The sequence below is a fragment of the Pelagerythrobacter sp. Soil_C_18 genome, assembly GCF_057657235.1.
This window is the reverse complement of the sequence record NZ_JBDGIU010000003.1, coordinates 224849-247486: the sequence shown is the minus strand read 5'-3', so window position 1 is coordinate 247486 and position 22638 is coordinate 224849. Positions and strand designations below refer to the sequence as shown.

Annotated in this window: 20 protein-coding genes; 12 read left to right on the top strand and 8 right to left on the bottom strand. The window is 67.9% G+C overall.

Going from position 1 to position 22638, the window contains the following annotated elements; genetic code table 11:
* Positions 1 to 39 precede the first annotated feature (39 nt).
* A complete protein-coding gene (gene glk / locus AC3A5N_RS09220) occupies positions 40 to 1017 on the top strand; it encodes a glucokinase (RefSeq protein ID WP_487737026.1) in 978 nt (325 codons plus the stop codon).
* Complete coding sequence (locus AC3A5N_RS09215; protein ID WP_487737025.1) at positions 1014 to 3791, top strand: phosphoenolpyruvate carboxylase; 2778 nt, start codon at positions 1014 to 1016, stop codon at positions 3789 to 3791. Before glk ends, AC3A5N_RS09215 begins: the two co-directional genes overlap by 4 nt.
* A 70-nt stretch (positions 3792 to 3861) precedes the next feature.
* Here AC3A5N_RS09215 and AC3A5N_RS09210 read toward each other — a convergent pair whose 3' ends face one another.
* Positions 3862 to 4872, bottom strand: a complete 1011-nt coding sequence (locus AC3A5N_RS09210) for a LacI family DNA-binding transcriptional regulator (RefSeq protein ID WP_487737024.1) — start codon at positions 4870 to 4872, stop codon at positions 3862 to 3864.
* 122 nt (positions 4873 to 4994) lie between these two features.
* On the opposite strand from AC3A5N_RS09210, the gene zwf reads away from it, so the two are divergent.
* The 4 genes from zwf (at position 4995) to AC3A5N_RS09190 (ending at position 9776) form a co-directional block, all read left to right on the top strand.
* Positions 4995 to 6434: a glucose-6-phosphate dehydrogenase gene (zwf, locus tag AC3A5N_RS09205; protein WP_487737023.1), complete on the top strand. Its 1440-nt coding sequence runs from the start codon at positions 4995 to 4997 to the stop codon at positions 6432 to 6434.
* Between the two features lie 36 nt (positions 6435 to 6470).
* Positions 6471 to 8366: a dihydroxy-acid dehydratase domain-containing protein gene (locus AC3A5N_RS09200; RefSeq protein ID WP_487737022.1), complete on the top strand. Its 1896-nt coding sequence runs from the start codon at positions 6471 to 6473 to the stop codon at positions 8364 to 8366.
* 1 nt (position 8367) lies between these two features.
* The gene (eda, locus tag AC3A5N_RS09195; protein WP_487737021.1) at positions 8368 to 8982 is read left to right on the top strand and encodes a bifunctional 4-hydroxy-2-oxoglutarate aldolase/2-dehydro-3-deoxy-phosphogluconate aldolase; all 615 of its coding nucleotides are present in this window, start codon (positions 8368 to 8370) and stop codon (positions 8980 to 8982) included.
* 83 nt (positions 8983 to 9065) lie between these two features.
* Positions 9066 to 9776 (top strand): L,D-transpeptidase family protein, encoded by a 711-nt coding sequence (locus AC3A5N_RS09190; RefSeq protein ID WP_487737020.1) that lies wholly within the window; start codon positions 9066 to 9068, stop codon positions 9774 to 9776.
* 39 nt (positions 9777 to 9815) lie between these two features.
* Here the strand turns inward: AC3A5N_RS09190 and tilS are convergent, their stop codons facing one another.
* A complete protein-coding gene (gene tilS / locus AC3A5N_RS09185; RefSeq protein WP_487737019.1) occupies positions 9816 to 10652 on the bottom strand; it encodes a tRNA lysidine(34) synthetase TilS in 837 nt (278 codons plus the stop codon).
* On the opposite strand from tilS, the gene AC3A5N_RS09180 reads away from it, so the two are divergent.
* Complete coding sequence (locus AC3A5N_RS09180; protein WP_487737018.1) at positions 10635 to 10778, top strand: hypothetical protein; 144 nt, start codon at positions 10635 to 10637, stop codon at positions 10776 to 10778. The genes tilS and AC3A5N_RS09180 overlap by 18 nt on opposite strands.
* Here the strand turns inward: AC3A5N_RS09180 and AC3A5N_RS09175 are convergent.
* The 4 genes from AC3A5N_RS09175 to AC3A5N_RS09160 all read right to left on the bottom strand — a co-directional run bounded on the left by AC3A5N_RS09175 (position 10765) and on the right by AC3A5N_RS09160 (position 15316).
* Positions 10765 to 11709 (bottom strand): tetratricopeptide repeat protein, encoded by a 945-nt coding sequence (locus tag AC3A5N_RS09175; protein ID WP_487737017.1) that lies wholly within the window; start codon positions 11707 to 11709, stop codon positions 10765 to 10767. The two genes, AC3A5N_RS09180 and AC3A5N_RS09175, sit on opposite strands and share 14 nt — an antisense overlap.
* A gap of 144 nt (positions 11710 to 11853) precedes the next feature.
* A complete protein-coding gene (locus AC3A5N_RS09170; RefSeq protein WP_487737016.1) occupies positions 11854 to 12651 on the bottom strand; it encodes a helix-turn-helix domain-containing protein in 798 nt (265 codons plus the stop codon).
* 136 nt (positions 12652 to 12787) lie between these two features.
* Positions 12788 to 15058, bottom strand: a complete 2271-nt coding sequence (gene ptsP, locus AC3A5N_RS09165; protein WP_487737015.1) for a phosphoenolpyruvate--protein phosphotransferase — start codon at positions 15056 to 15058, stop codon at positions 12788 to 12790.
* A gap of 78 nt (positions 15059 to 15136) precedes the next feature.
* Positions 15137 to 15316 (bottom strand): YdcH family protein, encoded by a 180-nt coding sequence (locus tag AC3A5N_RS09160; RefSeq protein WP_487737014.1) that lies wholly within the window; start codon positions 15314 to 15316, stop codon positions 15137 to 15139.
* A gap of 138 nt (positions 15317 to 15454) precedes the next feature.
* On the opposite strand from AC3A5N_RS09160, the gene AC3A5N_RS09155 reads away from it, so the two are divergent.
* Entirely contained in the window at positions 15455 to 15652 is a 198-nt protein-coding gene (locus AC3A5N_RS09155; RefSeq protein WP_119513928.1) for a YdcH family protein, read from the top strand.
* 150 nt (positions 15653 to 15802) lie between these two features.
* Positions 15803 to 16264 carry a DUF1465 family protein gene (locus AC3A5N_RS09150; RefSeq protein WP_487737013.1) on the top strand — a complete coding sequence of 154 codons (462 nt, stop codon included), beginning with the start codon at positions 15803 to 15805 and terminating at the stop codon, positions 16262 to 16264.
* Positions 16265 to 16273: 9 nt separating this feature from the next.
* Here the strand turns inward: AC3A5N_RS09150 and AC3A5N_RS09145 are convergent, their stop codons facing one another.
* On the bottom strand, positions 16274 to 17743 hold the full coding sequence (locus AC3A5N_RS09145; RefSeq protein WP_487737012.1) for a glycerol kinase: 1470 nt from the start codon (positions 17741 to 17743) through the stop codon (positions 16274 to 16276).
* A gap of 136 nt (positions 17744 to 17879) precedes the next feature.
* On the opposite strand from AC3A5N_RS09145, the gene AC3A5N_RS09140 reads away from it, so the two are divergent.
* Complete coding sequence (locus tag AC3A5N_RS09140) at positions 17880 to 18752, top strand: MBL fold metallo-hydrolase (protein WP_487737011.1); 873 nt, start codon at positions 17880 to 17882, stop codon at positions 18750 to 18752.
* Positions 18737 to 19438, top strand: a complete 702-nt coding sequence (locus AC3A5N_RS09135; protein WP_487737010.1) for a DUF4230 domain-containing protein — start codon at positions 18737 to 18739, stop codon at positions 19436 to 19438. Before AC3A5N_RS09140 ends, AC3A5N_RS09135 begins: the two co-directional genes overlap by 16 nt.
* Positions 19439 to 19441: 3 nt before the next feature.
* Here AC3A5N_RS09135 and AC3A5N_RS09130 read toward each other — a convergent pair whose 3' ends face one another.
* Positions 19442 to 21430, bottom strand: coding sequence for a BCCT family transporter (locus AC3A5N_RS09130; RefSeq protein WP_487737009.1), 1989 nt, complete (start codon positions 21428 to 21430; stop codon positions 19442 to 19444).
* 162 nt (positions 21431 to 21592) lie between these two features.
* On the opposite strand from AC3A5N_RS09130, the gene nadA reads away from it, so the two are divergent.
* Complete coding sequence (gene nadA / locus AC3A5N_RS09125; RefSeq protein WP_487737008.1) at positions 21593 to 22579, top strand: quinolinate synthase NadA; 987 nt, start codon at positions 21593 to 21595, stop codon at positions 22577 to 22579.
* Positions 22580 to 22638: the final 59 nt, after the last annotated feature.

Genomic DNA, 22638 nt, shown 5'->3' with positions numbered 1-22638 from the left:
GCTACCAAGGGAGCAAGAGGAAAAAGGGGAAGGATCGGGATGGATCTGGTCGTGGTGGATATCGGCGGCACGCACGCCCGCTTCGCGATCGCGTCGATCGGCGAAGACGGTGCGATCTCGCTGAGTGAGCCGGAAACGCTTCACACCGAAGATCACGCCAGCTTTCAGACCGCTTGGGAGGATTTCCGCCAGCGCCAGGGCGGCACGCTACCCGATGCGGTGAGCATGGCGATCGCCGGGCCCGTCGGCGGCGACGTGATCCGCTTCACCAACAATCCCTGGATCATCCGCCCCGCGCTGGTGAAGCCCAAGCTGGGCGCCGAACGCTATTGCATCGTCAACGATTTCGAGGCGGTCGCGCATGCCGTAGCGCGCGCGCCGGAGGATCAGTTCCTGCATATCACCGGGCCGGACGAGCCGCTCGGATCGGAAGGGACGATCAGCGTGCTCGGCCCCGGCACCGGGCTGGGCGTCGCGCACCTGTGGCGTTCGGGCGGCCAGTACCGCGTACAGGCGACCGAAGGCGGTCATGCGGACTTCGCTCCGCTGGACCTGATCGAGGACGCGATCCTCGCGCGGCTGCGGAAGCGGCACATGCGTGTCTCGGCGGAGCGGGTCGTGGCCGGGCCCGCGATCGTGGACATCTACCAGACGCTTGCCGCGATGGAGCGGCGCTCGGTCCCCGAGTGCGACGACGTCGAGATCTGGACCAAGGGGTTGAGCGGCGAGGACAGCCTAGCCGCCGCCGCGGTCGACCGGTTCTGCCTCTCGCTCGGCTCGGTCGCGGGCGACATCGCGCTGGTCCAGGGCGGATTTGCCGGCGTGGTGATCGCCGGGGGGCTCGGCTACCGCATTCGAGAGACGCTGCTCACCTCGGGCTTTGCCGACCGGTTCCGCGCCAAGGGCCGCTTCGCCGGGCTGATGGGCTCGATCCCGGTCAAGCTGATCGTCCACCCGCAGCCGGGCTTGTTCGGCGCGGCCGCCGCCTTCGTCGCAGAGCACGGAATGAACCAATGACGAGTGTCGCCCAGCTTGCCGACCGCCTGGCCGTACTGCACGAACAGACGCAGGAATCGCCGTTGTTCAACCCCGTGTTCCAGCTCTCGCTCGAGCTGTCGCGCATGCTCGAGAGCGGCGAACTCGACCTAGTCGGCGCCGAAGGGCTGATCGCCGAGCTGGAATGCGATGCGTTGATGACACGCGCGGGGCGGCTGCGGCGGCTGGTGGCGCCGGTCGAACCGCAGGCGAACGAGGACGCCCTTGCAGCATGCCTGGACGCGTCGAGCTTTGCGGAATTCCGCGCGGCCTGGGAGCGCCCGCAGCTCCACGCCGTGTTCACCGCGCACCCGACGTTCCTGCTCACGCCCGCGCAGTCCGAGGCGGTTGCATCCACCGCCGCGAGCGAGGGCGCGATCGGCAAGAGCGCCTGTGCCGCTTCGCCCGAGCGGCCAGCGATCACGCTCGCATTCGAGCACGCGCAGGCCATGGCGGCGCTCGCCCGGGCGCAGGACGCGCGCGACAGGATCGTGGGCCATCTGCTGAGCACCGCGCGGGAGCGCTGGCCGGGAGAGTGGCATGCGTTTTCGCCGGTACCGTTCCGTTTCGCGACCTGGGTCGGCTACGACATGGACGGGCGGACCGACATCGGCTGGCACACCTCGATCGGGTTCCGTCTGGCGGAGAAGGCGGAACGGCTCGGGCGCTATGCGGACACGCTCGCCGCGATCGACCCCGCGCACCCGGTGCTCGATACGCTGCGGGCCGCGCAGACGCACACCGCCGAGTGCGCCGCCACCTTCGCCGAACCGCTCGACGAGGCGGAAGCGCTTTCGTCGGCGGCCAACCGGCTGACGGCGGACGATTCCGCCAAGCTGCTCTCGCTCGCCCCGCTGATCGACAGCCTCGAGCGCGAAGCGGCGGACACAGAGGACGACCGCGCGGTCGCGCTCAAGACGCTCGCCGCCGCGATGCGGGCCGACGGACTCGGCATGGGCGGAATCCATTTCCGCGTGAACGCCAAGCAGCTTCACAACGCCATCCGCGGGCGGCTCGAAGGCGGCGAGACGCTGGACCTGTCGAGCCAGGGCGCACTCGCTACGCTGCGCACGCTGATCGCCGAGGCGACGCCGCTCAGGAGCAATTTCGCCGCGCTCGCGATCGAGAGTTCGACCGCGATCCGCCAGTTCCTCGCCATGGCGCAGATCCTGCGCCACATCGACGCCGACGCGCCGATCCGCATGCTCGTCGCCGAGTGCGAGCAGCCCGCAACGGTGCTCGCCGCGCTTTATTTCGCGCGGCTGTTCGGGGTCGAGGACAAAGTCGACGTCTCGCCCCTGTTCGAGACCGAAACCGCACTGGAGCACGGCGGCCGCTTCCTCGATGCGCTGCTGGCGGAGGACATCTACCGCGACTATGCGCGGCGGCGCGGGCGTGTGTGTGTCCAGACCGGCTTTTCCGACGCCGGCCGCTTCGTCGGGCAGATCCCGGCGAGCCTCGCGATCGAGCGGCTGCAGGGCAGGCTGGCCGATGCGATGGCTGCGAACGGCCTGACCGATGTGGCCGCGCTGATCTTCGACACGCACGGCGAAAGCATGGGCCGCGGCGCGCATCCCGGCGGCTTCGCCGACCGGCTCGAGTGGCCGCTCTCGCCCTGGGCGCGCCGGCGCTTCGCCCGCGCGGGCATTCGGATCGAGCCCGAAGTCACGTTTCAGGGCGGCGACGGGTATCTGTTCTTCGCCAACCCCGAACTCGCGCTCGCGACGCTGACGCGGATCGCCGAGCTGCGCCCGGCGGAGACCGACGTCGATGCGCCGGCCGATCCGTTCTATCGCCGCACCGACCTGAGCCTCGATTTCTATCGCGCGATCCGCGACCACCAGCACGAGCATCTCGAAAGCCGGACCTACAGCCGCGCCGTCACCGCCTTCGGGCTCGGCCTGCTAAACACGACCGGCAGCCGCGTCTCGCGCCGGCAGTCGGACTTGTTGTCGGACCGCGAGATGAGCCTGCGCCAGATCCGCGCAATCCCGCACAACGCCGTGCTGCAGCAGCTCGGCTACCCCGTGAACGTGATCGCCGGGATGGGCAGCGCGGCCGAAGGCAACCGCGAGGAGATCGCCAGCCTGCTGAGCGAAAGCGCGCGCGGGCGGCAGCTCGTGCGGCTCGTGCGAGCGTCTAACGCGCTCGGGAGCATCAAGACGGTCGCGGCCTACGGCGAGCTGTTCAACTCCGCCTATTGGGCCAGCCGCACCTACCGCGGCACCGAGAGCGACATCGCGAACGCCTGCGCGGCGCTGGCGGAATACCTCGTCAAGGACGACCGAGCGGGCGTGTTCCGCCGCCTCGCCTCGCGCCTGCGGATCGATGGGTTGAAGCTCCACCGGCTGCTCGAGCTGCTGCCCGACGAAGCGCCGATGGAGAACCGCGAGCTGGTTCGCCGGCGGATCGGGGTGCTCCAGGCGCTGCGGATGGCGCTGCTGCAGTTCATGTTCCTGCGCGCGGTCTCGGTCCCCGCCTTCAGCCGCGCCAACGACATCAGCCGCGGCGACGTGATCGAGATGGTCCTGACGCTGCGGATCGACGAAGCGCTGGCGCAGCTCCGCCGCGCCTTTCCGACGCGCTTCCCCGGCCCTTCGGACTACGTGCTCGACGAGCCGTCGGACTACCCCGACGGCGGCGCCGAGGGCTATGCCGCGATCGAACACGACTTCATCGCGCCGATCGAACGCGCGCATGCGCTGAGCCTACGGATCACCACCGCCATCGCCAACGAATTCGGGGCGCATGGGTAGGCACTAAAGATCCTGAGATCCTCCCCATTTTGCGAAGCCAAATGGGGAGGATCGAGCAAAGCAAACCTCGCTACCTCGCCGTGCTCCCCCGCGCGATCAACGCCACCGGCACTCGCCGCAGCGGCGCGTCTTCGCCGGCGTTGAACAGGGCATCGACCAGCAGCGAGCCGGCGGCGGCGGGGTCGGGGGCGATCGTGGTCAGGGTCGGCTGGACGAAACGCGCCGCCGGCAGATCGTCGAAACCCGCGAGGCCGAACGCGCCCGGCACGGCCACGCCGCGGTGTTTGAGGGCGTCGAGCGCGCCCAGCGCCATGGCATCGCAGGCGGCGAAGATCGCATCGGCCTCGCCGCCCTGGCCGAGCCAGGCTTCGACAGCCGCGGCCCCCTCCTCCTCGCGCGTGGTACCGTCGCGCGTCGGCACCAGGCAGGGCTCCAGCCCGGCGGCGCGCATGCCCTCGCAATAGCCCTCATAGCGCTCGGCGAACTGGTGCTGCGGGGAATCGATCGCGCCGAGGAAGCAGGGCGCGCGGTAGCCTTGCGCAAGCAGGTGCTCGACCGCCAAGCGACCGGCGGCGCGGTTGTCGGAGCGGACCCATTCGAGATCGTCGAACGGCGAGCCCCAGTAGACCACCCGCCGCTCGGCTTTCTCGAGCCCGCGGAAATAGTCCCACGCGGCGCGGTTGGTCGTGGTGCCGATCACCACCAGCCCATCGGCCCAGCCGCGCTCCTCGTAATGGCCGAAGAACTGCTCCTCGCGCGCCTGGAATGAAACCAGCGTTTCGAACCCACGCTCCGACGCGGCGAGGCAGACGCTGCCGAGCAGCATATAGGAGAACGGGTTGATGTCCGCGGCGCTTTCGCCCGGCCGGCAGATCACCACGACCGCGAGCGTGCCGGTGGAACCGCGCCGCAGCCGGGCGGCACGCTCGTCGACGAAATAGCCGATCTCCTCCGCCGCGCGCAGCACGCGCGCACGGGTCGCTTCGGTAATCACTTCGGACCCGGCAAGCGCGCGCGACACGGTGGACTGGCTTACGCCCGCCCGTTCTGCCACATCGATCGAAGTCGGCCGCCGTTTCATCGCCGTTCCCTATCGGGAAGACCGGGCAAAAGCGCAAGCGAGCCTGAATATGTATGCGGCACACTGGTATGGATCGACACGGTTTCCTAGACAGGGAAGCGAAGAGCGAAAGGCATATGCGCATGAGCTTCACTGCGGACCGTCTGGTCCTGTTCGGCGCGACGGGCGATCTGGCGCAGCGTATGCTGCTCCCCTCGCTTTGCGCGCTGGATCACGACGACCTGCTGGCGCCCGATCTCAAGATCGTCGGCACTGCCCGTTCCGATATGAGCGATGCCGAGTTTCGCGACTTCGCGCGCGCCGCGCTCGAGAAGTTCCTGCCCGCCAATCGCCGCGGCGGCATGGCCGAGTTTCTCAACCGCCTGAGCTACCAGCCGCTCGATGCGACGACGCTGGAAGGCTACAAGGAACTCGCCGCCAAGGTCGGCGAGCCGAAGCGCGGAATCGCAATCTTCCTCTCCACCGCGCCCAGCCTGTTCGAACCGACGATCCGCGGCCTTCAGCACGCCGGGCTCGACGGGCCGCATGTGCGCATGTGCCTGGAAAAGCCGCTCGGCACCGATCTGGAAACCAGCCGCGAGATCAACGACGCGGTCGCGGCGGCTTTCCCCGAAGAGCGGATCTTCCGCATCGACCACTATCTCGGCAAGGAGACGGTGCAGAACCTGCTCGCGCTGCGCTTCGCCAACATCCTGTTCGAGCCGCTGTGGAACGCAAGCCACATCGACCACGTTCAGATCACCGTGGCGGAAACGGTCGGCCTTGAAGGACGCGTCGCCTTTTACGACGACGCCGGCGCCCTGCGCGACATGGTGCAGAACCACATGCTCCAGCTCATCGCGCTCGTCGCGATGGAGCCGCCGGGCAATTTCAACGCGACTTCGGTGCGCGATGAGAAGGTCAAGGTCCTGCGCGCGCTGCGCCGGGTGGCCGAAGGCGAGACAGTGACCGGCCAGTATCGCGCCGGCGCGATCCAGCGCGAGTCCGTACCCGGCTACGACGAGGAACTGGGCAAGCATTCCGACACCGAGACTTACGTCGCGATCAAGGCGCACGTCGATAACTGGCGCTGGAAGGGCGTGCCCTTCTACCTGCGCACCGGCAAGCGCCTGCCCGAGCGGGTGACCGAAATCGTCGTGCAGTTCCGCAGCGTTCCGCACTCGATCTTCGAGGACAAGGGCGCGCGTATGCAGCCCAACCGCCTCGTCATCGGCATCCAGCCGGAAGAGAATGTGCACCTGTCGCTGATGGCCAAGGTGCCGGGGCTCGATCGGGAAGGCATCCGCCTGCGCTCGGTGCCGCTCGACATCTCGATGCCCGATGCGTTCTCCGGCGCGGTGCGGCGGATCGCTTACGAGCGGCTGCTGCTCGACCTCATGGAAGGCGACCAGACGCTGTTCGTCCGCCGCGACGAGGTCGAGGCGCAATGGGAATGGATCGATGCGATCCGCGCGGGCTGGGCAGAACAGGGGCTCACGCCCCGCCCCTACAGCGCCGGCACCTGGGGCCCGAGCGCCGCGATTGCGCTGGCCGAGCGCGACGGAGTGACCTGGCATGAGTAGTTTCGCAAACATCCTCCCGCGAACGGAGAGGATCATATGACCCTCAACGACACCGTCCACCGCGTCACGCAGCGCGTGATCGAGAACTCGCGCGGCAGCCGCGCGGCCTATCTCGACCTCATGCAGCGCGAGGCGGACAACCGGCCCGATCGGGGCGCGGTCTCGTGCTCGAACCTCGCGCATGCCTATGCCGGCACGCTGCACGATCAGCCGGAGCTCAAGTCGGGGACCCTGCCGAACATCGGCATCGTCACGTCCTACAACGACATGCTCTCGGCGCATCAGCCTTATGGCCGCTACCCTGAGCGACTGAAGATCTACGCCCGCGAAGCCGGCGCCACCGCGCAAGTCGCGGGCGGCACTCCGGCGATGTGCGACGGCGTGACGCAGGGCGAAACCGGCATGGAGCTGTCGCTGTTCAGCCGCGACGTGATCGCGCTCTCCACCGGCGTCGCGCTGAGCCATGCCGTGTTCGACGGCGCGCTGATGCTCGGCATCTGCGACAAGATCGTGCCCGGGCTGCTGATCGGCGCGCTGCGCTTCGGCTACCTGCCGGTGATCTTCGTGCCCGGCGGGCCGATGCCGACCGGCATTCCGAACAAGGAGAAGCAGCGCGTCCGCCAGCTCTATGCGGAGGGCAAAGTGGGGCGCGACGAGCTGCTCGCGAGCGAACTCGGCAGCTATCATTCGCCGGGCACCTGCACGTTCTACGGCACCGCCAACTCCAATCAGATGATGATGGAGCTGATGGGCCTGCACGTCCCCGGTGCGGCCTTCGTGCAACCGGGCACCAAGCTGCGCCAGGCGCTCGACCGAGCGGCGGTGCACCGGGTTGCCGCGATCGGGCAGAAGGGCGACGATTATCGCCCGCTCGCCCGCTGCGTGGACGAGAAGGCGATCGTCAACGCTGCGATCGGCCTGCTCGCTACCGGCGGATCCACCAACCATGCGATCCACATCCCGGCCATGGCCCGCGCCGCGGGCATCCGCTTCGACTGGAACGATCTGGCCGAGCTGTCGCGCGCGGTGCCCCTGCTCGCGCGCGTCTATCCCAACGGCGCGGGCGACGTGAACCATTTCCACGAGGCCGGCGGCATCGGCTACGTGATCGGCGAGTTGCTCGAGGCCGGTCTCGCGCACCGCGACGTGCTGACCGTAAGCGACGGCGATCTCTCCAACTATGCGCTGGAGCCCGGGCTCGGCGAAAGCCGGGAGCGGGACGACGCCCCCCGCACCGACGGGAACCCGGCCGCCCAGATCACGGACGATCTGAAGAAGCCGTCCCCGCAGGAGCTCACGCTGGTGTGGCGCGCTCCCGGCCCCAGCGGCAATCTCGAGATGCTGCGCCCCGTTTCCGACCCGTTCCAGACTGACGGCGGCATGCGGCTGGTCCAGGGCAATCTCGGCCGCGCATGCTTCAAGTCGAGCGCAGTCGAACAGGAGCGCTGGACGATCGAGGCGCCGTGCCGGGTGTTCCAGACGCAGCGCGACGTGGCCGAGGCGTTCAAGACGGGCGAGCTCGACCGCGACGTCGTCGTCGTCGTCCGCTTCCAGGGGCCCCGCGCCAACGGTATGCCGGAGCTGCACAAGCTGACCCCCGCGCTCGGGGTTCTGCAGGACCGCGGCTACCGCGTGGCGCTCGTCACCGACGGGCGCATGTCCGGCGCCAGCGGCAAAGTGCCGGCGGCGATCCACTGCACGCCCGAGGCGCTCGGCGGCGGACCGCTGGCGCGGCTGCGCGACGGCGACGTGGTCCGCGTCTGCGCGGTGACCGGCGAACTCTCGACCACGGCCGATCTCGACGCGCGCGAGCCGGCGCCCGATCCCCAGCCCGAACTGGGTACCGGGCGCGAACTCTTCGCCATGTTCCGCAACTTCGCCGACGGCGCCGAACAGGGCGGCTCGGCCATGCTCGCCACCGCAGGACTTTGACATGACCGATATCGACGCGCTGATGCGCACTGCCCCGGTGATCCCGGTGATCGTGATCGACGAGCTCGACCACGCCGTGCCGCTGGCCGAGGCGCTCGTCGCCGGCGGCCTGCGCGTGCTCGAAGTGACCTTGCGCACCCCGGCCGCGCTGTCCGCGATCGCGGCGATGAAGCAGGTGCCCGGCGCGATCGTCGGCGCAGGCACGGTCGCCAATCCGCGCGATCTCGAAGACGCGCTCGCCGCCGGTAGCGAATTCATCGTCTCGCCCGGCTTGACCGATCCGCTCGCGCAGGCCGCAATCCGCCGCGGCGTGCCGTTCCTTCCCGGCATCGCAAACGCCGGCGACATCATGCGCGGGCTCGACCTCGGCCTTACGCATTTCAAGTTCTTCCCGGCGATGGCTGCGGGCGGCTTGCCCGCGCTCAAGTCCCTTGCTGCGCCCTTCGGTGCCTGTCGGTTCTGCCCCACGGGCGGGATCGGGCTCGACAATGCGGCCGAGTGGCTCGCGTTCGATCCGGTGCTCTGCGTCGGCGGGAGCTGGGTCGCGCCGCGCGGCGCGCCGGACCGTGAGCAGGTCGAGCGAGTGGCGCGCGAGGCCGCCGCGCTCGGGCGTTAACCTCCGCGCGCCCGGCGTCCCCTTGCGGGACGCGGCGTGCAGCAGGCTGGCCGTGGCGTCGCGGCGGGCGCATAGTCCCGCCCATGGACCCGATGCTCAAATGGATCGGCGGAGCAACCGCCGCACTCGTTCTTCTGCTCGGCGGAGCCACTCTGGCGAGCCACCTGTGGGATACGCCGGAAACGAACGATGCGCCCGCGCTCGAGCAGGCGATTCCGATCGACGAGGCCGCGCTGGCGGAATCGCCCGAAGGCACGACCAATGGCGAGTCCGGGCCTGCCGCCACGAGCGGCGATGCTGCCCTGACACCCGCATCGTCGACCAGCGAGGAAGCCTTCGTGGTCAAGCGCATCCTGCCGATCGAAGGGCCGATCAAGTACGGCGAGTGGCACTGGGACGACGAGGGCGTGCCCGACGGACCGCTGGTCGTCACCGTCGATCTCGACGCGCGCGTGGTCTCGATCTTCCGGAACGGTTACGAGATCGGCGCCGCGGCCGCCATGCTCGGCACCAAGGAGCACCCGACCCCGCTCGGCACTTTCCCGATCATCAGCAAGGAACGCCACAACGTCTCGGAGAAATACGGCAATGCGCCAATGCCCTGGACCCTGCGGCTGACCAGCGACGGGGTTGCAATCCACGGCGGCTCGGTGGTCGAGAACGGCTACGCCAGCCACGGCTGCATCGCCATTCCCGACGAACTCGCCAGCCGCCTGTTCGCGGTCGCCAAGAAGGGCGACAAAGTCATCATCACCCGCGGCGAGACGATGCAGCTCGGGGATTCGATCATCTAACCACTGCGGGGCCGTCGATGCTTGGTGGCGGAGGCCTTCCTATCCGGCTCGCCGGGGTGGTTCGGGCTCGAGCAGCCAGCCTTCGGCGGTGCTCCGCCCCGCGACGCCACCGCAGTTTGCGGCCGATCCGCGCATGAGAGCAGCGTCGAGCTGCGCCAGCGCGCCGCCGCGGGGGGCGCCGCCGAGCAGACCTGCGGCTCTAGCCAGAACCCGCAGCCGAATCGCGCGCGGGGCTCGGGGACGATAGAGGTAGCCGCCGGCCTGCGCCTCCACCTGCGCCTCCCACTCGCGATCCGCCGCCCATTGCAGCGCGTCGTCGGCATCGGCGAGGTGACCGGCGCTCTGGGCCATCGCCGCGATGTCGAGCCAGTCGGCGCCCGCCAGCGCCTGGCGCATGCGCACGCGGTCGAACCGCTCGTCGGCGTTGGACGGATCCTGCGCGGCAACGACCCCGGCGGCGTCGAGCACCGCTTGAAGCTCTGCCCGCCGCCAGCCGAGCAGCGGGCGCAGCAGCAGGAGATCGCTGCCCGGCACATGAGCCCGCGCACGCACCCCGGCGAGCCCGGCCGCGCCGCTCGCGCGGTTGAGGCGCATCAGCAGGGTCTCGGCCTGATCGTCGGCGTGATGCGCGGTGGCGACGGCAGCAAGCTCCCGCCCGCGTGCCCAGCCTTCGAGCGCCGCGTAACGCGCCTTGCGCGCCCCGTCCTGAAGATTGCCGCCGGCAACCGCGACCCGAAGGGTGGCATGCGGCACGGCAAGCTCGGCGCAGAGGCGTTTGACCATCGCCGCCTCGTCCGCGCTCTCCGGACGAAGACCGTGATCGACGGTTGCCGCCTCTACTTCGCCGGGAAAGGCCCCATGCGCGAGCAGCAGCATGGCGAGGCTGTCGGGCCCGCCCGAAACGGCGAGGCCCAGCCGTCCGGCTTCCGGCCCGATCCGCGCGAGATCGACCCGGAAGCGCGCTACGCGGTCGGGGTCGACCGGCCTATCAATTGCACGTAACCTTCTTCCGGTCCGCCTCGTACTGGTCGGACAGGCGACCGGCCGCGATCGCCGGATAGGTTTCGGCGAACTCGGCCAGCGCGATGCAGGCGCGGCTCGTATCCTTGGCCGCGATCATCGCCTCGGCAAGGTAGAGCAGACTGTCGGGCGCGCGGACGCCCTGCTTGTCGGCCTGGTAGTTCTTGAGGAACCAGGGCGCCGCCTCTGCCGGCTTACCATCGTCGAGGTAGGCCCGGCCAAGCAGGTTGAGACCATAACTCGTGCGCCAGTGGTTCGGATACTTCTCCACGAAGAGCGCGAGCTGTTGCTGCGCTTCGGGATAGAAGCCCGCTTCCCACAGGCGGAAGCCGTAGGAATATTCGTCGTCGCCCGGATCGTCGGTCTGGGGCTTGGCAACGGCCTGCACCGCGGCGAGCCGTTGGGGACTCGGACCGCTGGCGGACGGCGTTGATGCCGGCGGCGGGGGAGGCGGCGGCGCAGATGCGGATGCGCCACCCGTCATCACCGAAAGGTTCTGCTGCGGAGCGCTAGGGGTGCCGGTCTGCCCGGCCGGCGCGGTGCTTGTCACCTCGATCGCGGAGAGCCGCGTTTCGAACTCGCTCAGCGAGTTGGTGTTGCGTTCGATCTGCGACGTCAGCGACTGGATCTGCGTCTCCAGCGCGTCGAGCCGCGCGAGAATGTCGGTCACCGCGGTGGTCGACGGCGGCGCCTGCTGCGTGTTCTGCGCAGGCGCGGCGCCGGTGATCTCGGGCTGGAAGAAGCGCCCGTTCGGCCCCGGGAAGACGGCGCGCTGCAGGGCGCGCACTTCGGCTTCGAGCTTGCGCAGGCGTGTATCCGCGCTCCCGTCCTGCGCCAACGCCGGGGCGGACGCAGCCCCGAGAGATACGATCGCCAGTGCCCCGAAGATTGCACGACTCGTGCGGCTGATCATGATGAGTTGGCTCCTGTCCCTCAAGTCCTCGGCCACCCAAGCGCCCGGTGCCCGAACAACGCCTGAATGGCATGAAATCTGTGCCCCAAGCACGGCCCGCTGTCGAGGCGCGCGAGGCGTGAATCGGGGGAAACCGTACGCGGCTTACCCGCCCTCCGCCACCGGCTGCCCGCGCGCGAGCAGGGCTTCGGCACTGACGGGGACGTCGCGAATGATCTCATCTTTTTCGGACAACTTGGGAACGCTCCGCCCGCCGACCGTGATCGCGAAGGCATAGGGCCGGCCGGTCCAGATCTGCGGGCCTTGGGCATCCGCCGGCACAGTGTAGCTTTCCCCTTCGGCCATCTGCTTCTGCATCAGTTCCTCACCGTTGGCGTCGTAGAACTTGACCCAGGTATCGTTCTGCAGAGCAGTAAACACGACCGGACCCGTGGGGGTCGCAGCCGGTGTGGGAGCGGCCGCGGCCTGGGCCTGCGTGCGCTGCGCCTCCGGCGGCGTCAGCGGGCCCGGGCCGGCGCCGGGGAAGAAGTAGTCCTTGAAGTAGGCGAAACCGCCCCCGATCAGGAGCAGCGCCGCGAAGGCGCTGAACCACGCAAGCCCACGGCTGGGCACCCGCGCTGGATCGCCGGGCTCGAAGCTGCTGATGCGCGTCGCTTCATTGGTGCTCGGTACGCCCAGTTCCTCGCGGACCTGGCGCGCGATTTCGCCCTCGTCGAGGTCGACAGCCCGGGCGTAGGTGCGGGAGAAGCCGATGGCGTAAGTGCGCGCCGGCAATGCACCGAAATCGCCCCGCTCGATCATCTCGAGATGTCTGCGCGGGATGCGTGTCTCGGCGGCGACTTGGTCGAGCGACAAGCCCGCCTCTTCGCGCGCGCGGCGCAAACGCTGCCCTGCCCCATCCAGCGGCAGTTCCCCTGGAGCTTCCTTCAATTCGTCCGACATGCCGTCCCTAGCGTACCCGAAATAGCGCGGCTTGATCACTCTTTAACCCGAACAGGACGCCGCGCGCCACCCTGTCGAACAGCCTGTCCACGCAGGCGTGTGGTTTGTGACGAACCGCGCGCCTGGCGCAGCGGCCTCAGTCGGTTTCGATTCCACGCTCGGAGGCCCATCCGGCGATCGCAGCGCGCATGTTTTCGGGCGGCGAGGAAAGCCAGCCCTGCATCGCTTTCTCCAGCTCGCGCAAGTCGATCTGGCGCACGATCTCCTTGATCGGCCCGACTGAGACAGGCGTGATCGACAGCCGGCGGAAACCGAGCCCGAGCAGCGCCAGCGCCTCCAGGCGCCGTCCACCCATCTCGCCGCATACGCCGAGATCGACCCCGCTGCCGATGGTCGCCTGCGCCACCCGCCGCAGGAAGCGCAGGATCGCAGGGCTGAGCCAGTCGTAGCGCTCGGCAAGCTTGGGATTGGCCCGGTCCGCTGCGAACAGGAACTGCGTGAGGTCGTTGGTTCCGATGGAGAGGAACGACACCCGCGGCAGGAGCAGGTCGAGCACTTCGGCCAGCGCCGGCACCTCCAGCATCGCGCCGTAGCGGATCGCTTCGGGCAGGATCTTCTTCTGCTTGCGCAAGTACGCAAGCTGATCGTCGAACACCGCCTTGGCCGCGTCGAACTCCCACGGTTCGCTGACCATTGGGAACATGACGTAGAGCGAGCGGCCCGCGGCCGCCTCGATCAGTGCGCGGGCCTGCACCTTCAGCAAGCCGCCGCGCTCGAGCGCGAGGCGCAACGCACGCCAGCCCATGGCCGGGTTCTCGTCGTTCTCGAACTCGCTCGCGCGCAAGTATGGCAGCGCCTTGTCGCCGCCGATGTCGACCGTGCGGAAGATCACCGGCTTGTCGCCCGCCGCGTCGAGCACGTCGCGATAGAGCCGGAACTGGCGCTCGCGCTGCGGCAACGTGGCCGAGACAAGGAACTGGAACTCGGTGCGGAACAGCCCGATGCCGTCGGCGCCCACCAGCGGAAGGGTGGAGATGTCGTCGCGCAGGCCCGCGTTCATCATCACCTCGATCCGCGTGCCGCAGCGGGTGAAGGGTTCGATGTCGCGCAGCTCGGCATACACGGCCTGGCGCTGGCGCGATTTGGCGAAGCGCGTCTCGAACGCATCGGTCACCGGCTGCGCGGGGCGCGCGGTGGCCGTTCCGTTGTCGGCATCGAGCAGGATGAAATCGCCTTCCTGCACGATGCCCCGCAGTCCCCGTACACGGCCGAGCACCGGCACGCCCATCGCCCGCGCCACGATGATGACATGCGCGGTGAGCGAGCCTTCCTCCAGGATCACGCCCTTGAGCCGCCGCCGGTCGTATTCGAGCAGCTCGGCTGGCCCGAGGTTCTTGGCGATCAGGATCGCGTCGCCGCGCAGGCCCTGCGTCGCTGCGGTGCCGAGTTGACCCGAGACGATCCGCAGCAAGCGATTGGCGAGATCCTCCAGATCGTGCATCCGGTCCTGCAGCAGCGGGTCGTCGATCTCGCGCATGCGCATGCGGGTGCGCTGCTGGACACGCTCGATCGCGGCCTCGGCAGTGAGGCCGGCATCGATCGCCTCATTGATCCGCCGGCTCCAGCCTTCGTCGTAAGCGAACATCTTGTAGGTCTCGAGGACCTCCTCGTGTTCGCCGTCGATACCGAATTCGGCGCGCGCCGCGAGGTTGTCGATCTGATCGCGCATCTTGTCGAACGCGCGGTAGACCCGCTGGCGCTCGACCTCGATGTCCTCGGCCATGACCTGGTCGATGGTGATGCGCGGCTGGTGATAGACGGCGACACCGCTCGCCAGCCCCTTGACCAGCGGCAAGCCGGAGATCGTCGCCGGGCCGGTATCGGCGGGTGTGAGGCCGCGCGCCTCCTCCTCGTCGATCAGTTCGTTGTTCGAGATCAGTTCGGAGAGCACCATGGCGGTGGTCTGCAACGCCTCGATCTCGACGTCCTCGTAACGGCGCGGCTCGACATGCTGAACGCAGAGCACACCCACCGCCCGTTCGCGGTAGACGATCGGCACGCCGGCGAAGGAATGGAACTTCTCCTCGCCGGTTTCGGGCCGGTACTGGAAGTCAGGGTGCGCCTTGGCCTCGGCCAGATTGAGCGTCTCGACATTGTCGGCGATGGTGCCGACCAGACCTTCGCCTATCGCCATGCGGGTCACGTGGACCGCCTCGGCATTGAGGCCCCGCGTCGCGAACAGCTCCAGCATCCCCTCGCGCAGGAGGTAGATCGAGCAGACCTCGCTATTGAGGGCTTCGGCAATGATGTCGACGACGTGGTCGAGCTTGCCCTGCGCGTGCAGGCGCGAGGCCATGACCTCGTGCAAGCGGGTGAGAATGCGGCGTGCGGCTGCGGCTGCGCTCATGCAAGCCGCCTATAACAAAGCGCCCGACATTGGAACGATTCCCGCGCCGCTTCTCCCCCTTTTGCCGGTCTCCCGGGATCAGATCTCCGCGAGCTCTTCCTTGATCCGGAGCTTCTGTCGCTTGATTGCCTGGATCGCCGCCGCGTCGGGTGAGGGCCGGTTCATTTCATCGCGAAGCCTGTTTTCGAGACCGGCATGCTTGTTCTGTAGTGCGCTGGCGTGGGACGATACCATCGGGCTCTCCTTGGTTGCAGCCATGGAGCGACTCGTCCTTCGCGGGCGAGCCGCGCAAGTGGCATAGAACCACAACCCGGCCCGCTTGCGAAGGCCCGAGATTGCGCATTTCGGCGGGACCGGGCAGAGGCACGTCGAACCGACCGGGAGGAGCAACCTCGGGTGAACGAGCAGGAACTGCGCAAGCGATTGGCAACGTTGAGAATCGAGCACCGCGACCTCGATGCGGCGATCGATGCCCTGCGCGCTTCCGGCTCGGCGGATCAGTTGCAGATCGCGCGCCTGAAGAAGCGCAAGCTGAAACTGCGGGACCAGATCGCGGCGATCGAGGACGAGCTGCTGCCCGATATCATCGCGTAGGATTTCTCGAAGTCCTCTCCATTTTCGCGCGGCGAGAAGGGAAAGGTTCGTCGGCCCCACCATCCCGCGACGGCACAATTGTTATCAAAGTGGGAAAACCGGCACGCAGCGGCTGGCCCGGCGACTCCGTCTGGGATAGCGCCTTCGGGCATGGGCATCCGCGCGGACATCAGCCAGACGATCATCGAATCGCTCTACTGCGAGGCCCTGATCCTTGCGGACGACGTGCGCGCCACGTTCGATCTCTCACAACACAACATTCCGACCGGCGAGAGCGACTTCGCGCGCATCGCTCTGTCGGTCGAAGGGCTGCGTACGACAACGCGGGTGATGCACGTGCTCGCCTGGCTGCTGAACCGGCGCGCGTTCTTCAACGGCGAGATGACTGAGTTCCAGCTCCGCCGGCACGGCAGACTGCCGGAGGACCGGCCGGCTGACCCCGACAACCTGTCGTGGCTCGATCCGCAGGTCCGCGATCTGATCCGCGCGAGTGGGAGACTCCATGCGCGGATCGCGCGGCTAGACCGAGCGTGGAACGATGGATTCGAGATGTATCCCCCGGCGATCCTGCGGCTGCACGAGCGGCTCGGGCATCGGGTGAGCGAGATCTAGACTGTAATCCTAGACGGCTGCCAGCGCCTTGCGCCAGCGCGCGAGACGCTCCTCGCGTGTGCCCTCCGCCATGGCCGGTTCGAAACGCCGGACCTTGCCGCGCATCGCCTGCGCCGCATGCTCGAGGCTCGCGTGGATGCCCGCCCCGACGGCCGCGAGCATCGCCGCGCCCAGCGCCGTTGTCTCGACGAAATCCGGCCGCTCGACCGTGACGCCGAGCACATTGGCAAGGTCCTGCGCCATCCAATCGTTCGCGCTCATCCCGCCGTCGATGCGCAGCGTCTGCCAGGCGGCGCCGTCGGCCGCGAAGGCTTCGGCGAGGTCGTGCGTCTGATGCGCCATCGCCTCCAGCGCGGCGCGGGCGATCTGTGCCCGGCCGCTGGAGAAGCTCAGCCCGGCGATCACCGCGCGCGCATCGGCCCGCCAGTGCGGCGCGCCAAGGCCCGAGAGCGCAGGCACGATCGTCACGCCGCCGCTGTCGGGAATCGAGCGGGCGAGCGCCTCGGTCTCGGCCGCGGTGCTGATCAGCCCGAGCGAATCGCGCAGCCACTGGACCAGGCTGCCGGCAACGAAGACCGAACCTTCGAGCGCATAGCGCCGCATGCCGCCCCGCTGGGTCAGGACAGTGCCCAGCAGCCGATGTTCGGAGCGCGGCAGCGCATCCCCCTGATTGGTCAGCACGAAGGCGCCGGTGCCGTAGGTCGCCTTGGTCTCCCCCGGGGAGAGGCAACATTGTCCCACGGTGGCCGCCTGCTGGTCCCCGGCGAGCCCGCAGACAGTGATTGCGCGGCCGAACAACTCGGCGCTCGTTTCGGCAAGCGTCCCGTGCGTATCGACCACTTGTGCGAGCGCCGAGCGCGGCACGCCGATGAGGTCGCACAGCCCCGCGTCGAACTGCGCGCCGTCGAGCGGGAGCAGCAGCGTGCGGCTGGCATTGCTCGCGTCGCTGACGAACGCGCCGCCAGAGAGCTTGAACACCAGCCAGCTCTCCACCGTGCCCAGTGCCAGCGCCTTGCGCTCGGCCGCGGCGCGCACTGCAGCATCGTTGTCGATCAGCCAGCGCATCTTGGTGCCGGAGAAGTAGGGATCGAGCACCAGCCCGGTGCGCCGCTGGATATCCGCTTCATGCCCTGCCCCACGGAGTTCGTCGCAAAGGTCCGCGGTGCGCCGGTCCTGCCACACGATCGCACGAGCGAGCGGTTCGCCCGTGTTGCGGTCCCATGCGACGACCGTCTCGCGCTGGTTGGTGATACCGATCGCGGCCACTGCCTCCGCGCTCCCCGCTTTGGCCACCACCTCCCGCGCGCAGGCGAGCGTGCGCTGCCAGATCTCGCCCGCGTCGTGCTCGACCCACCCGGGGCGCGGATAGTGCTGCGTTAGGGCCCGCTGGGCCATCTGGTGGAGCGCGCCGTCCGCCCCGAACAGCATTGCGCGTGTCGAGGTCGTGCCCGCGTCGAGGACGAGGATGTGTTCTCCCATCGGTTCATCCTAACCACTTTCCTCACTCCAGCGAAAGCTGGGATGGGGCGATACGAGTGGCGGCGGCGGGCGCTCACCGGAACGGCTACCGAGACCCAAACTCGACACACCTGCTCACCGCCCCCATATGGGGCGCATGGCAGGTCCCCCTCCAAAGCCTTGGCCGACCGGACTGGTCGAGCGCCCAGAGCCGCTAGTGCGCCGTGTGCTCGCGCCCAATCCGTCGCCCTACACCTACACCGGCACGCAGACCTATATCGTCGGCGAAAGCGATGCAGTTGCGGTGATCGACCCAGGTCCGGACGATCCGGCGCATATCGACGCGATCCTTCAAGCCGTCGGCGATGCAAGAATTTCCGCGATCATGTGCACGCACACGCACCGCGACCATTCGCCTGCCGCGCGCCCGCTCGCCGAGCGCACCGGCGCCCCGATCGTCGGCTGCGCGCCGCTGGTGCTCGACGACAGCGGGCCGCGGGCCGATGCCAGTTTCGACCGCGACTATGCGCCCGACCGGGTGATGGAGGACGGCGAGGCGATGACCGGCCCCGGCTGGACCTTGCGCGCCGTGCACACGCCCGGTCACACGTCGAACCACCTGTGCTTCGCGCTCGAGGAAACAGGTGCGCTGTTCACCGGCGATCATGTGATGGGCTGGTCCACCAGCGTCGTCGTCCCACCAGACGGCGACATGGGCGCCTACATGAAGAGCCTTGAGAGGCTCTACGAGCGCGACGACCGCGTCTACTACCCGGCGCACGGCGCACCGGTGGAGAAGCCGCGCCAGCTCGTGCGCGGAATGATCGGCCATCGCCGCCAGCGCGAGAACCAGATCCTGCGTCTGCTCGGTGAGGCGCCGCATTCCACGGCCGATTTCGTGCCGCGCATGTACAAGGGCCTTGACCCGCGGCTGACCGGCGCGGCCGAGATGAGCGTTACCGCGCATCTGCTCGATCTGGAACGGCGCGGCCTCGTCGGCCGTTCGGGGGACGTATGGCAAACCCTTTAAGAACGAAGCGCCGTAGCGGCGAGACCCTCGGCCAGGAGGTCCGCCGCGAGCGTCCTCTGGCGCTGGTGCAGGCGGTACCGTGGATGATCGTGATCGTCCTCCTCGCTCTCGCCGCCTGGCTTGGCTGGCGTGCGTTCGTCTATCAGGAGGAAGGCGATCCGGTCGGCAGCGCGATGCTGGCGTTCGAGAAGCAGAATTCGCTGACAGTGTTCTCCTCGCGCTTCGAAGTCGTCGCCGAGAGCGAGGACACGCGCGGCGTGCTCGGCGTACCGGTCCTGCGCTCGCGGCAGGCGATGATCATTCCCGCGACAGTCGAATACCGCGTCGATCTCTCGCAGGTCGGACGCGAACGGATCGACTGGAATGCCGAGACGCAGCAGCTCGCCGTGCGCTTGCCGCAACTCCAGACCACGCGCCCCAACCTCGACGAGGCGCAGGCGCGCGTGTTTCAGGACGGCGTGTTCATCACTCGTGACGCCTCCCGCGACCTCAGCCAGAACAACTCGCGCCAGGCCGAACGCAAGGCGAGCACCTTCGCGAAGAACCCCGAAGTGCTAACGCTCGCCCGGACCGCCGCGAAGGAGGCCGTGCGCCAGAACCTTGCAATCCCGCTGCAGATCGCCGGCTACGACCGCGCGACCGTGCAGGTCACCTTCGACGGGGAGCAGGCGCCTCCCGCGCGGTGACCCTCACGCCAGCCGCCGCGCCTGCCGGAAATGGGCGTAGCGGTTGAGCAGGTCGTGGATCACCTGCCCGCTCGTATAGCCGGTCACGTCGTGGGCATGCTCACCTTCGGAGCTATGCGCCATGGCGCGGTAGTGGCGCCGTTCCTGCTCATGCGACTTGCGCGTCTCCGCCCAGACAAAGCTCGGGGAGAGAAACTCGCGGCTGCGGATAGTGTAGCGGAACACGCCTCGCTCGCCGTGCGGCACGGTAAGTTCGATCCGGTCGCCGCCTTCGGCGAGTTCGGGTGCGAGACCGTTCTCCCGCAGTTCCGCCGCCACCTCCTCCAGGGCCGGGCGCGCCGTGCCGCTCAGGAACCGGCCGATTTCGTCCCTGCCGAAGAACTTGGTGATCGAGGCGAGGCGTTGCTGCCAGTCCAGTTCCGGATCGGCCGGTGCGTCCGTGGGCTGGGAGAGGTCGGCGGCGGTGCCCACCGCTTCCATCTGCAGTGCGCGCAGAAGGCCATAGCAGATGAAGATCAGGACCACCGCAAACGGCAGGGCGCTGGCGATCGCGGCCGTCTGCAGCGCCTCCAGCCCGCCCGCCACCAGTAGAACCGCGGCGATTCCGCCCGCGCAGACCGCCCAAAATATGCGCTGCCAGACGGGCGGGTTTTCGGCCGCCCCCGAGGTGATCATGTCGATCACCAGCGCGCCCGAGTCTGCCGAGGTCACGAAGAACGTGATCACGAGAAGCGTGGCGAGCAGCGACGTTATCGCTGCGAAGGGCAGTTCGGAAAGCATCTCGAACAGGGCGATCGGCAGATTGTCCGCCACCGTCCCGGCGATCGGCGCAGCGCCGCTCATGTCCATGCCGATGGCCGTGTTCCCGAAGACGGTCATCCACAGGCAGGTGAACAGCACCGGGACCAACAGCACGCCGCCGACGAACTGGCGAATGGTGCGTCCGCGCGAGATCCGGGCGATGAACATGCCCACGAAGGGCGACCAGGCGATCCACCATCCCCAGTAGAACAAGGTCCAGTCGCCGAGCCACGGGTTGGGCTCGTAAGCGTACATGCGGAAGGTTCGTTGAACGAAGGCGCTGAGATAGGCGCCGAGGTTCTGGACGAAGGCTTCGAGCAGGAAGACCGTCGATCCGGCGAAAAGCACGAACAGCAGCAGCGATACGGCAAGGACGATGTTGAGCTCGGACAGGCGCTTCACCCCCCTGTCGAGCCCGAGGAAAACCGATAGCGTGGCGAGTCCGGTGATGCCCGCGATCAGCAGCAGCTGCACGCCCGTCCCCACCGGCAGGTCGAACAGGTAGCTGAAACCGGCGTTGACCTGCAGCACGCCGAGTCCAAGCGAAGTTGCCACCCCGAACATCGTGCCCAGCACCGCGAACGTGTCGATCGCGTGGCCGATCGGCCCGTTGATCCGCCGCCCGATCAGCGGAAACAGCGCCGAGCGGATCGTTAGCGGCAGGCCGCGCCGGAAGGAGAAGTAGGCCAGCGCCAGCCCGACCACGACATAGATGCCCCAGGCATGGAACCCCCAATGGAAGAAGGTCAGCACCATCGCCTGCCGCGCGGCATCGACCGTTCCGCTCTCGCCTACCGGCGGGGATGCGTAGTGCTGGATGGGCTCGGCAACGCCGAAGAAGACGAGACCGATCCCCATTCCCGCGCTGAACAGCATCGCGAACCACGATAGATGGCTGTACTCGGGCTCGCTTTCGTCCGGCCCCAGCTTGATATCGCCGTAGCGGCTGATCATGAGGAAGACGACGAAGATCAGAAACCCCGCCACGGAGGCGATGTAGAACCAGCCGAAATCGGCCACGATGACGTCCTGCACCCGGTCGAACAAAGTGCCGGCGCGCTCCGCGAATATCGCACCGAACAGCGCGAAAGTCAGGATCAACCCCGCTGAAACGAAGAAGACCGGCGGATTGACCTTGATCCGCGCGCTTGGCTCCGCGCCTGCCGCTTCCTTCAAGACTGGATCTTTCACACCGCTCTCCCGAACTGCCTCCTTCGGCGAACAACGTCCGTCGCCCCGGTCGGTTGCGTCCCGTCGGACCTCGGGCGAATAGCCTGAGATCGGGGGACATAAGAATAACTCCGCGACATGGGCGCGACCGCTTCCTATATGCCAGCGCGACAGGAGATTGGCATGTCCATCGAAAGCAAGACCCTCACTGGAACCGATCTGCTCGCGGAGATCGACCGCCTGCGCAAGGAGCGCAACGCGGTGATCCTGGCGCACTACTATCAGAAGTCGGACATCCAGGACCTCGCCGATTTCGTCGGGGATTCGCTCGAACTGAGCCGCAAGGCGGCCGAGACCGATGCCGACGTGATCGTGTTCTGCGGCGTCAAGTTCATGGCCGACACGGCCAAGATCCTCAGCCCCGAGAAGATCGTCGTGTTGCCGGACATGGACGCTGGATGCAGCCTCGAGGACTCCTGCCCGCCTGAGAAGTTCAGGGCTTTCCGGGAGGCACACCCCGATCATATCGCGCTGACCTACATCAACTGTTCGACCGAGGTGAAGGCGCTGTCGGACGTGATCGTCACCAGCTCCTCCGCCGAGACGATCATCAGCCAGATCCCGAAGGACCAGCCGATCATCTTCGGCCCCGACCGGCATCTGGGCGGATATCTCAGCCGCAAGTTCAACCGCGATATGCTGCTCTGGCCCGGCGTGTGCATCGTGCATGAGGCGTTCAGCGAGACCGAGCTGCTGAAGCTGAAGGAGCAGTATCCGGGCGCGCCGGTCGTCGCGCACCCCGAATGCCCGCCCACGATCATCGACCATGCGGACTACGTCGGTTCGACCAGCGGTATCCTCCAGTTCGCGCGCACGTTCGAAGGCGACACGCTGATCGTCGCGACCGAGCCGCACATCATCCACCAGATGGAAAAGACGCTGCCGGAAAAGAACTTCATCGGCGCACCCAGCGCGGACGGCAACTGCAGCTGCAACATCTGCCCCTACATGGCGCTCAACACGATGGAAAAGCTCTACGCCTGTCTGCGCGACCTGGAGCCGCGCATCGAGATCGAGGAAGGCCTGCGCCTCAAGGCCAAGCAGAGCCTCGACCGCATGCTGGAGATGGCGAGCGGCACTATCGGCAAGGGTGACTTGGGGAAGGTTTAACTCTCCCGTTGCCCCTTTGATCGAGCGCTGAAATGGTTATGGTTCGCGCCTCTATAAAG

What these genes read in the sequence shown, in the direction of transcription:
- glk (WP_487737026.1), top strand. Translation starts at nt 40, where the DNA reads ATGGATCTGGTCGTGGTGGATATCGGCGGCACGCACGCCCGCTTCGCG.
- AC3A5N_RS09215 (WP_487737025.1), top strand. Translation starts at nt 1,014, where the DNA reads ATGACGAGTGTCGCCCAGCTTGCCGACCGCCTGGCCGTACTGCACGAA.
- AC3A5N_RS09210 (WP_487737024.1), bottom strand. Translation starts at nt 4,872, where the DNA reads ATGAAACGGCGGCCGACTTCGATCGATGTGGCAGAACGGGCGGGCGTA.
- zwf (WP_487737023.1), top strand. Translation starts at nt 4,995, where the DNA reads ATGAGCTTCACTGCGGACCGTCTGGTCCTGTTCGGCGCGACGGGCGAT.
- AC3A5N_RS09200 (WP_487737022.1), top strand. Translation starts at nt 6,471, where the DNA reads ATGACCCTCAACGACACCGTCCACCGCGTCACGCAGCGCGTGATCGAG.
- eda (WP_487737021.1), top strand. Translation starts at nt 8,368, where the DNA reads ATGACCGATATCGACGCGCTGATGCGCACTGCCCCGGTGATCCCGGTG.
- AC3A5N_RS09190 (WP_487737020.1), top strand. Translation starts at nt 9,066, where the DNA reads ATGGACCCGATGCTCAAATGGATCGGCGGAGCAACCGCCGCACTCGTT.
- AC3A5N_RS09180 (WP_487737018.1), top strand. Translation starts at nt 10,635, where the DNA reads ATGCGCGAGCAGCAGCATGGCGAGGCTGTCGGGCCCGCCCGAAACGGC.
- tilS (WP_487737019.1), bottom strand. Translation starts at nt 10,652, where the DNA reads ATGCTGCTGCTCGCGCATGGGGCCTTTCCCGGCGAAGTAGAGGCGGCA.
- AC3A5N_RS09175 (WP_487737017.1), bottom strand. Translation starts at nt 11,709, where the DNA reads ATGATCAGCCGCACGAGTCGTGCAATCTTCGGGGCACTGGCGATCGTA.
- AC3A5N_RS09170 (WP_487737016.1), bottom strand. Translation starts at nt 12,651, where the DNA reads ATGTCGGACGAATTGAAGGAAGCTCCAGGGGAACTGCCGCTGGATGGG.
- ptsP (WP_487737015.1), bottom strand. Translation starts at nt 15,058, where the DNA reads ATGAGCGCAGCCGCAGCCGCACGCCGCATTCTCACCCGCTTGCACGAG.
- AC3A5N_RS09160 (WP_487737014.1), bottom strand. Translation starts at nt 15,316, where the DNA reads ATGGCTGCAACCAAGGAGAGCCCGATGGTATCGTCCCACGCCAGCGCA.
- AC3A5N_RS09150 (WP_487737013.1), top strand. Translation starts at nt 15,803, where the DNA reads ATGGGCATCCGCGCGGACATCAGCCAGACGATCATCGAATCGCTCTAC.
- AC3A5N_RS09145 (WP_487737012.1), bottom strand. Translation starts at nt 17,743, where the DNA reads ATGGGAGAACACATCCTCGTCCTCGACGCGGGCACGACCTCGACACGC.
- AC3A5N_RS09140 (WP_487737011.1), top strand. Translation starts at nt 17,880, where the DNA reads ATGGCAGGTCCCCCTCCAAAGCCTTGGCCGACCGGACTGGTCGAGCGC.
- AC3A5N_RS09135 (WP_487737010.1), top strand. Translation starts at nt 18,737, where the DNA reads ATGGCAAACCCTTTAAGAACGAAGCGCCGTAGCGGCGAGACCCTCGGC.
- nadA (WP_487737008.1), top strand. Translation starts at nt 21,593, where the DNA reads ATGTCCATCGAAAGCAAGACCCTCACTGGAACCGATCTGCTCGCGGAG.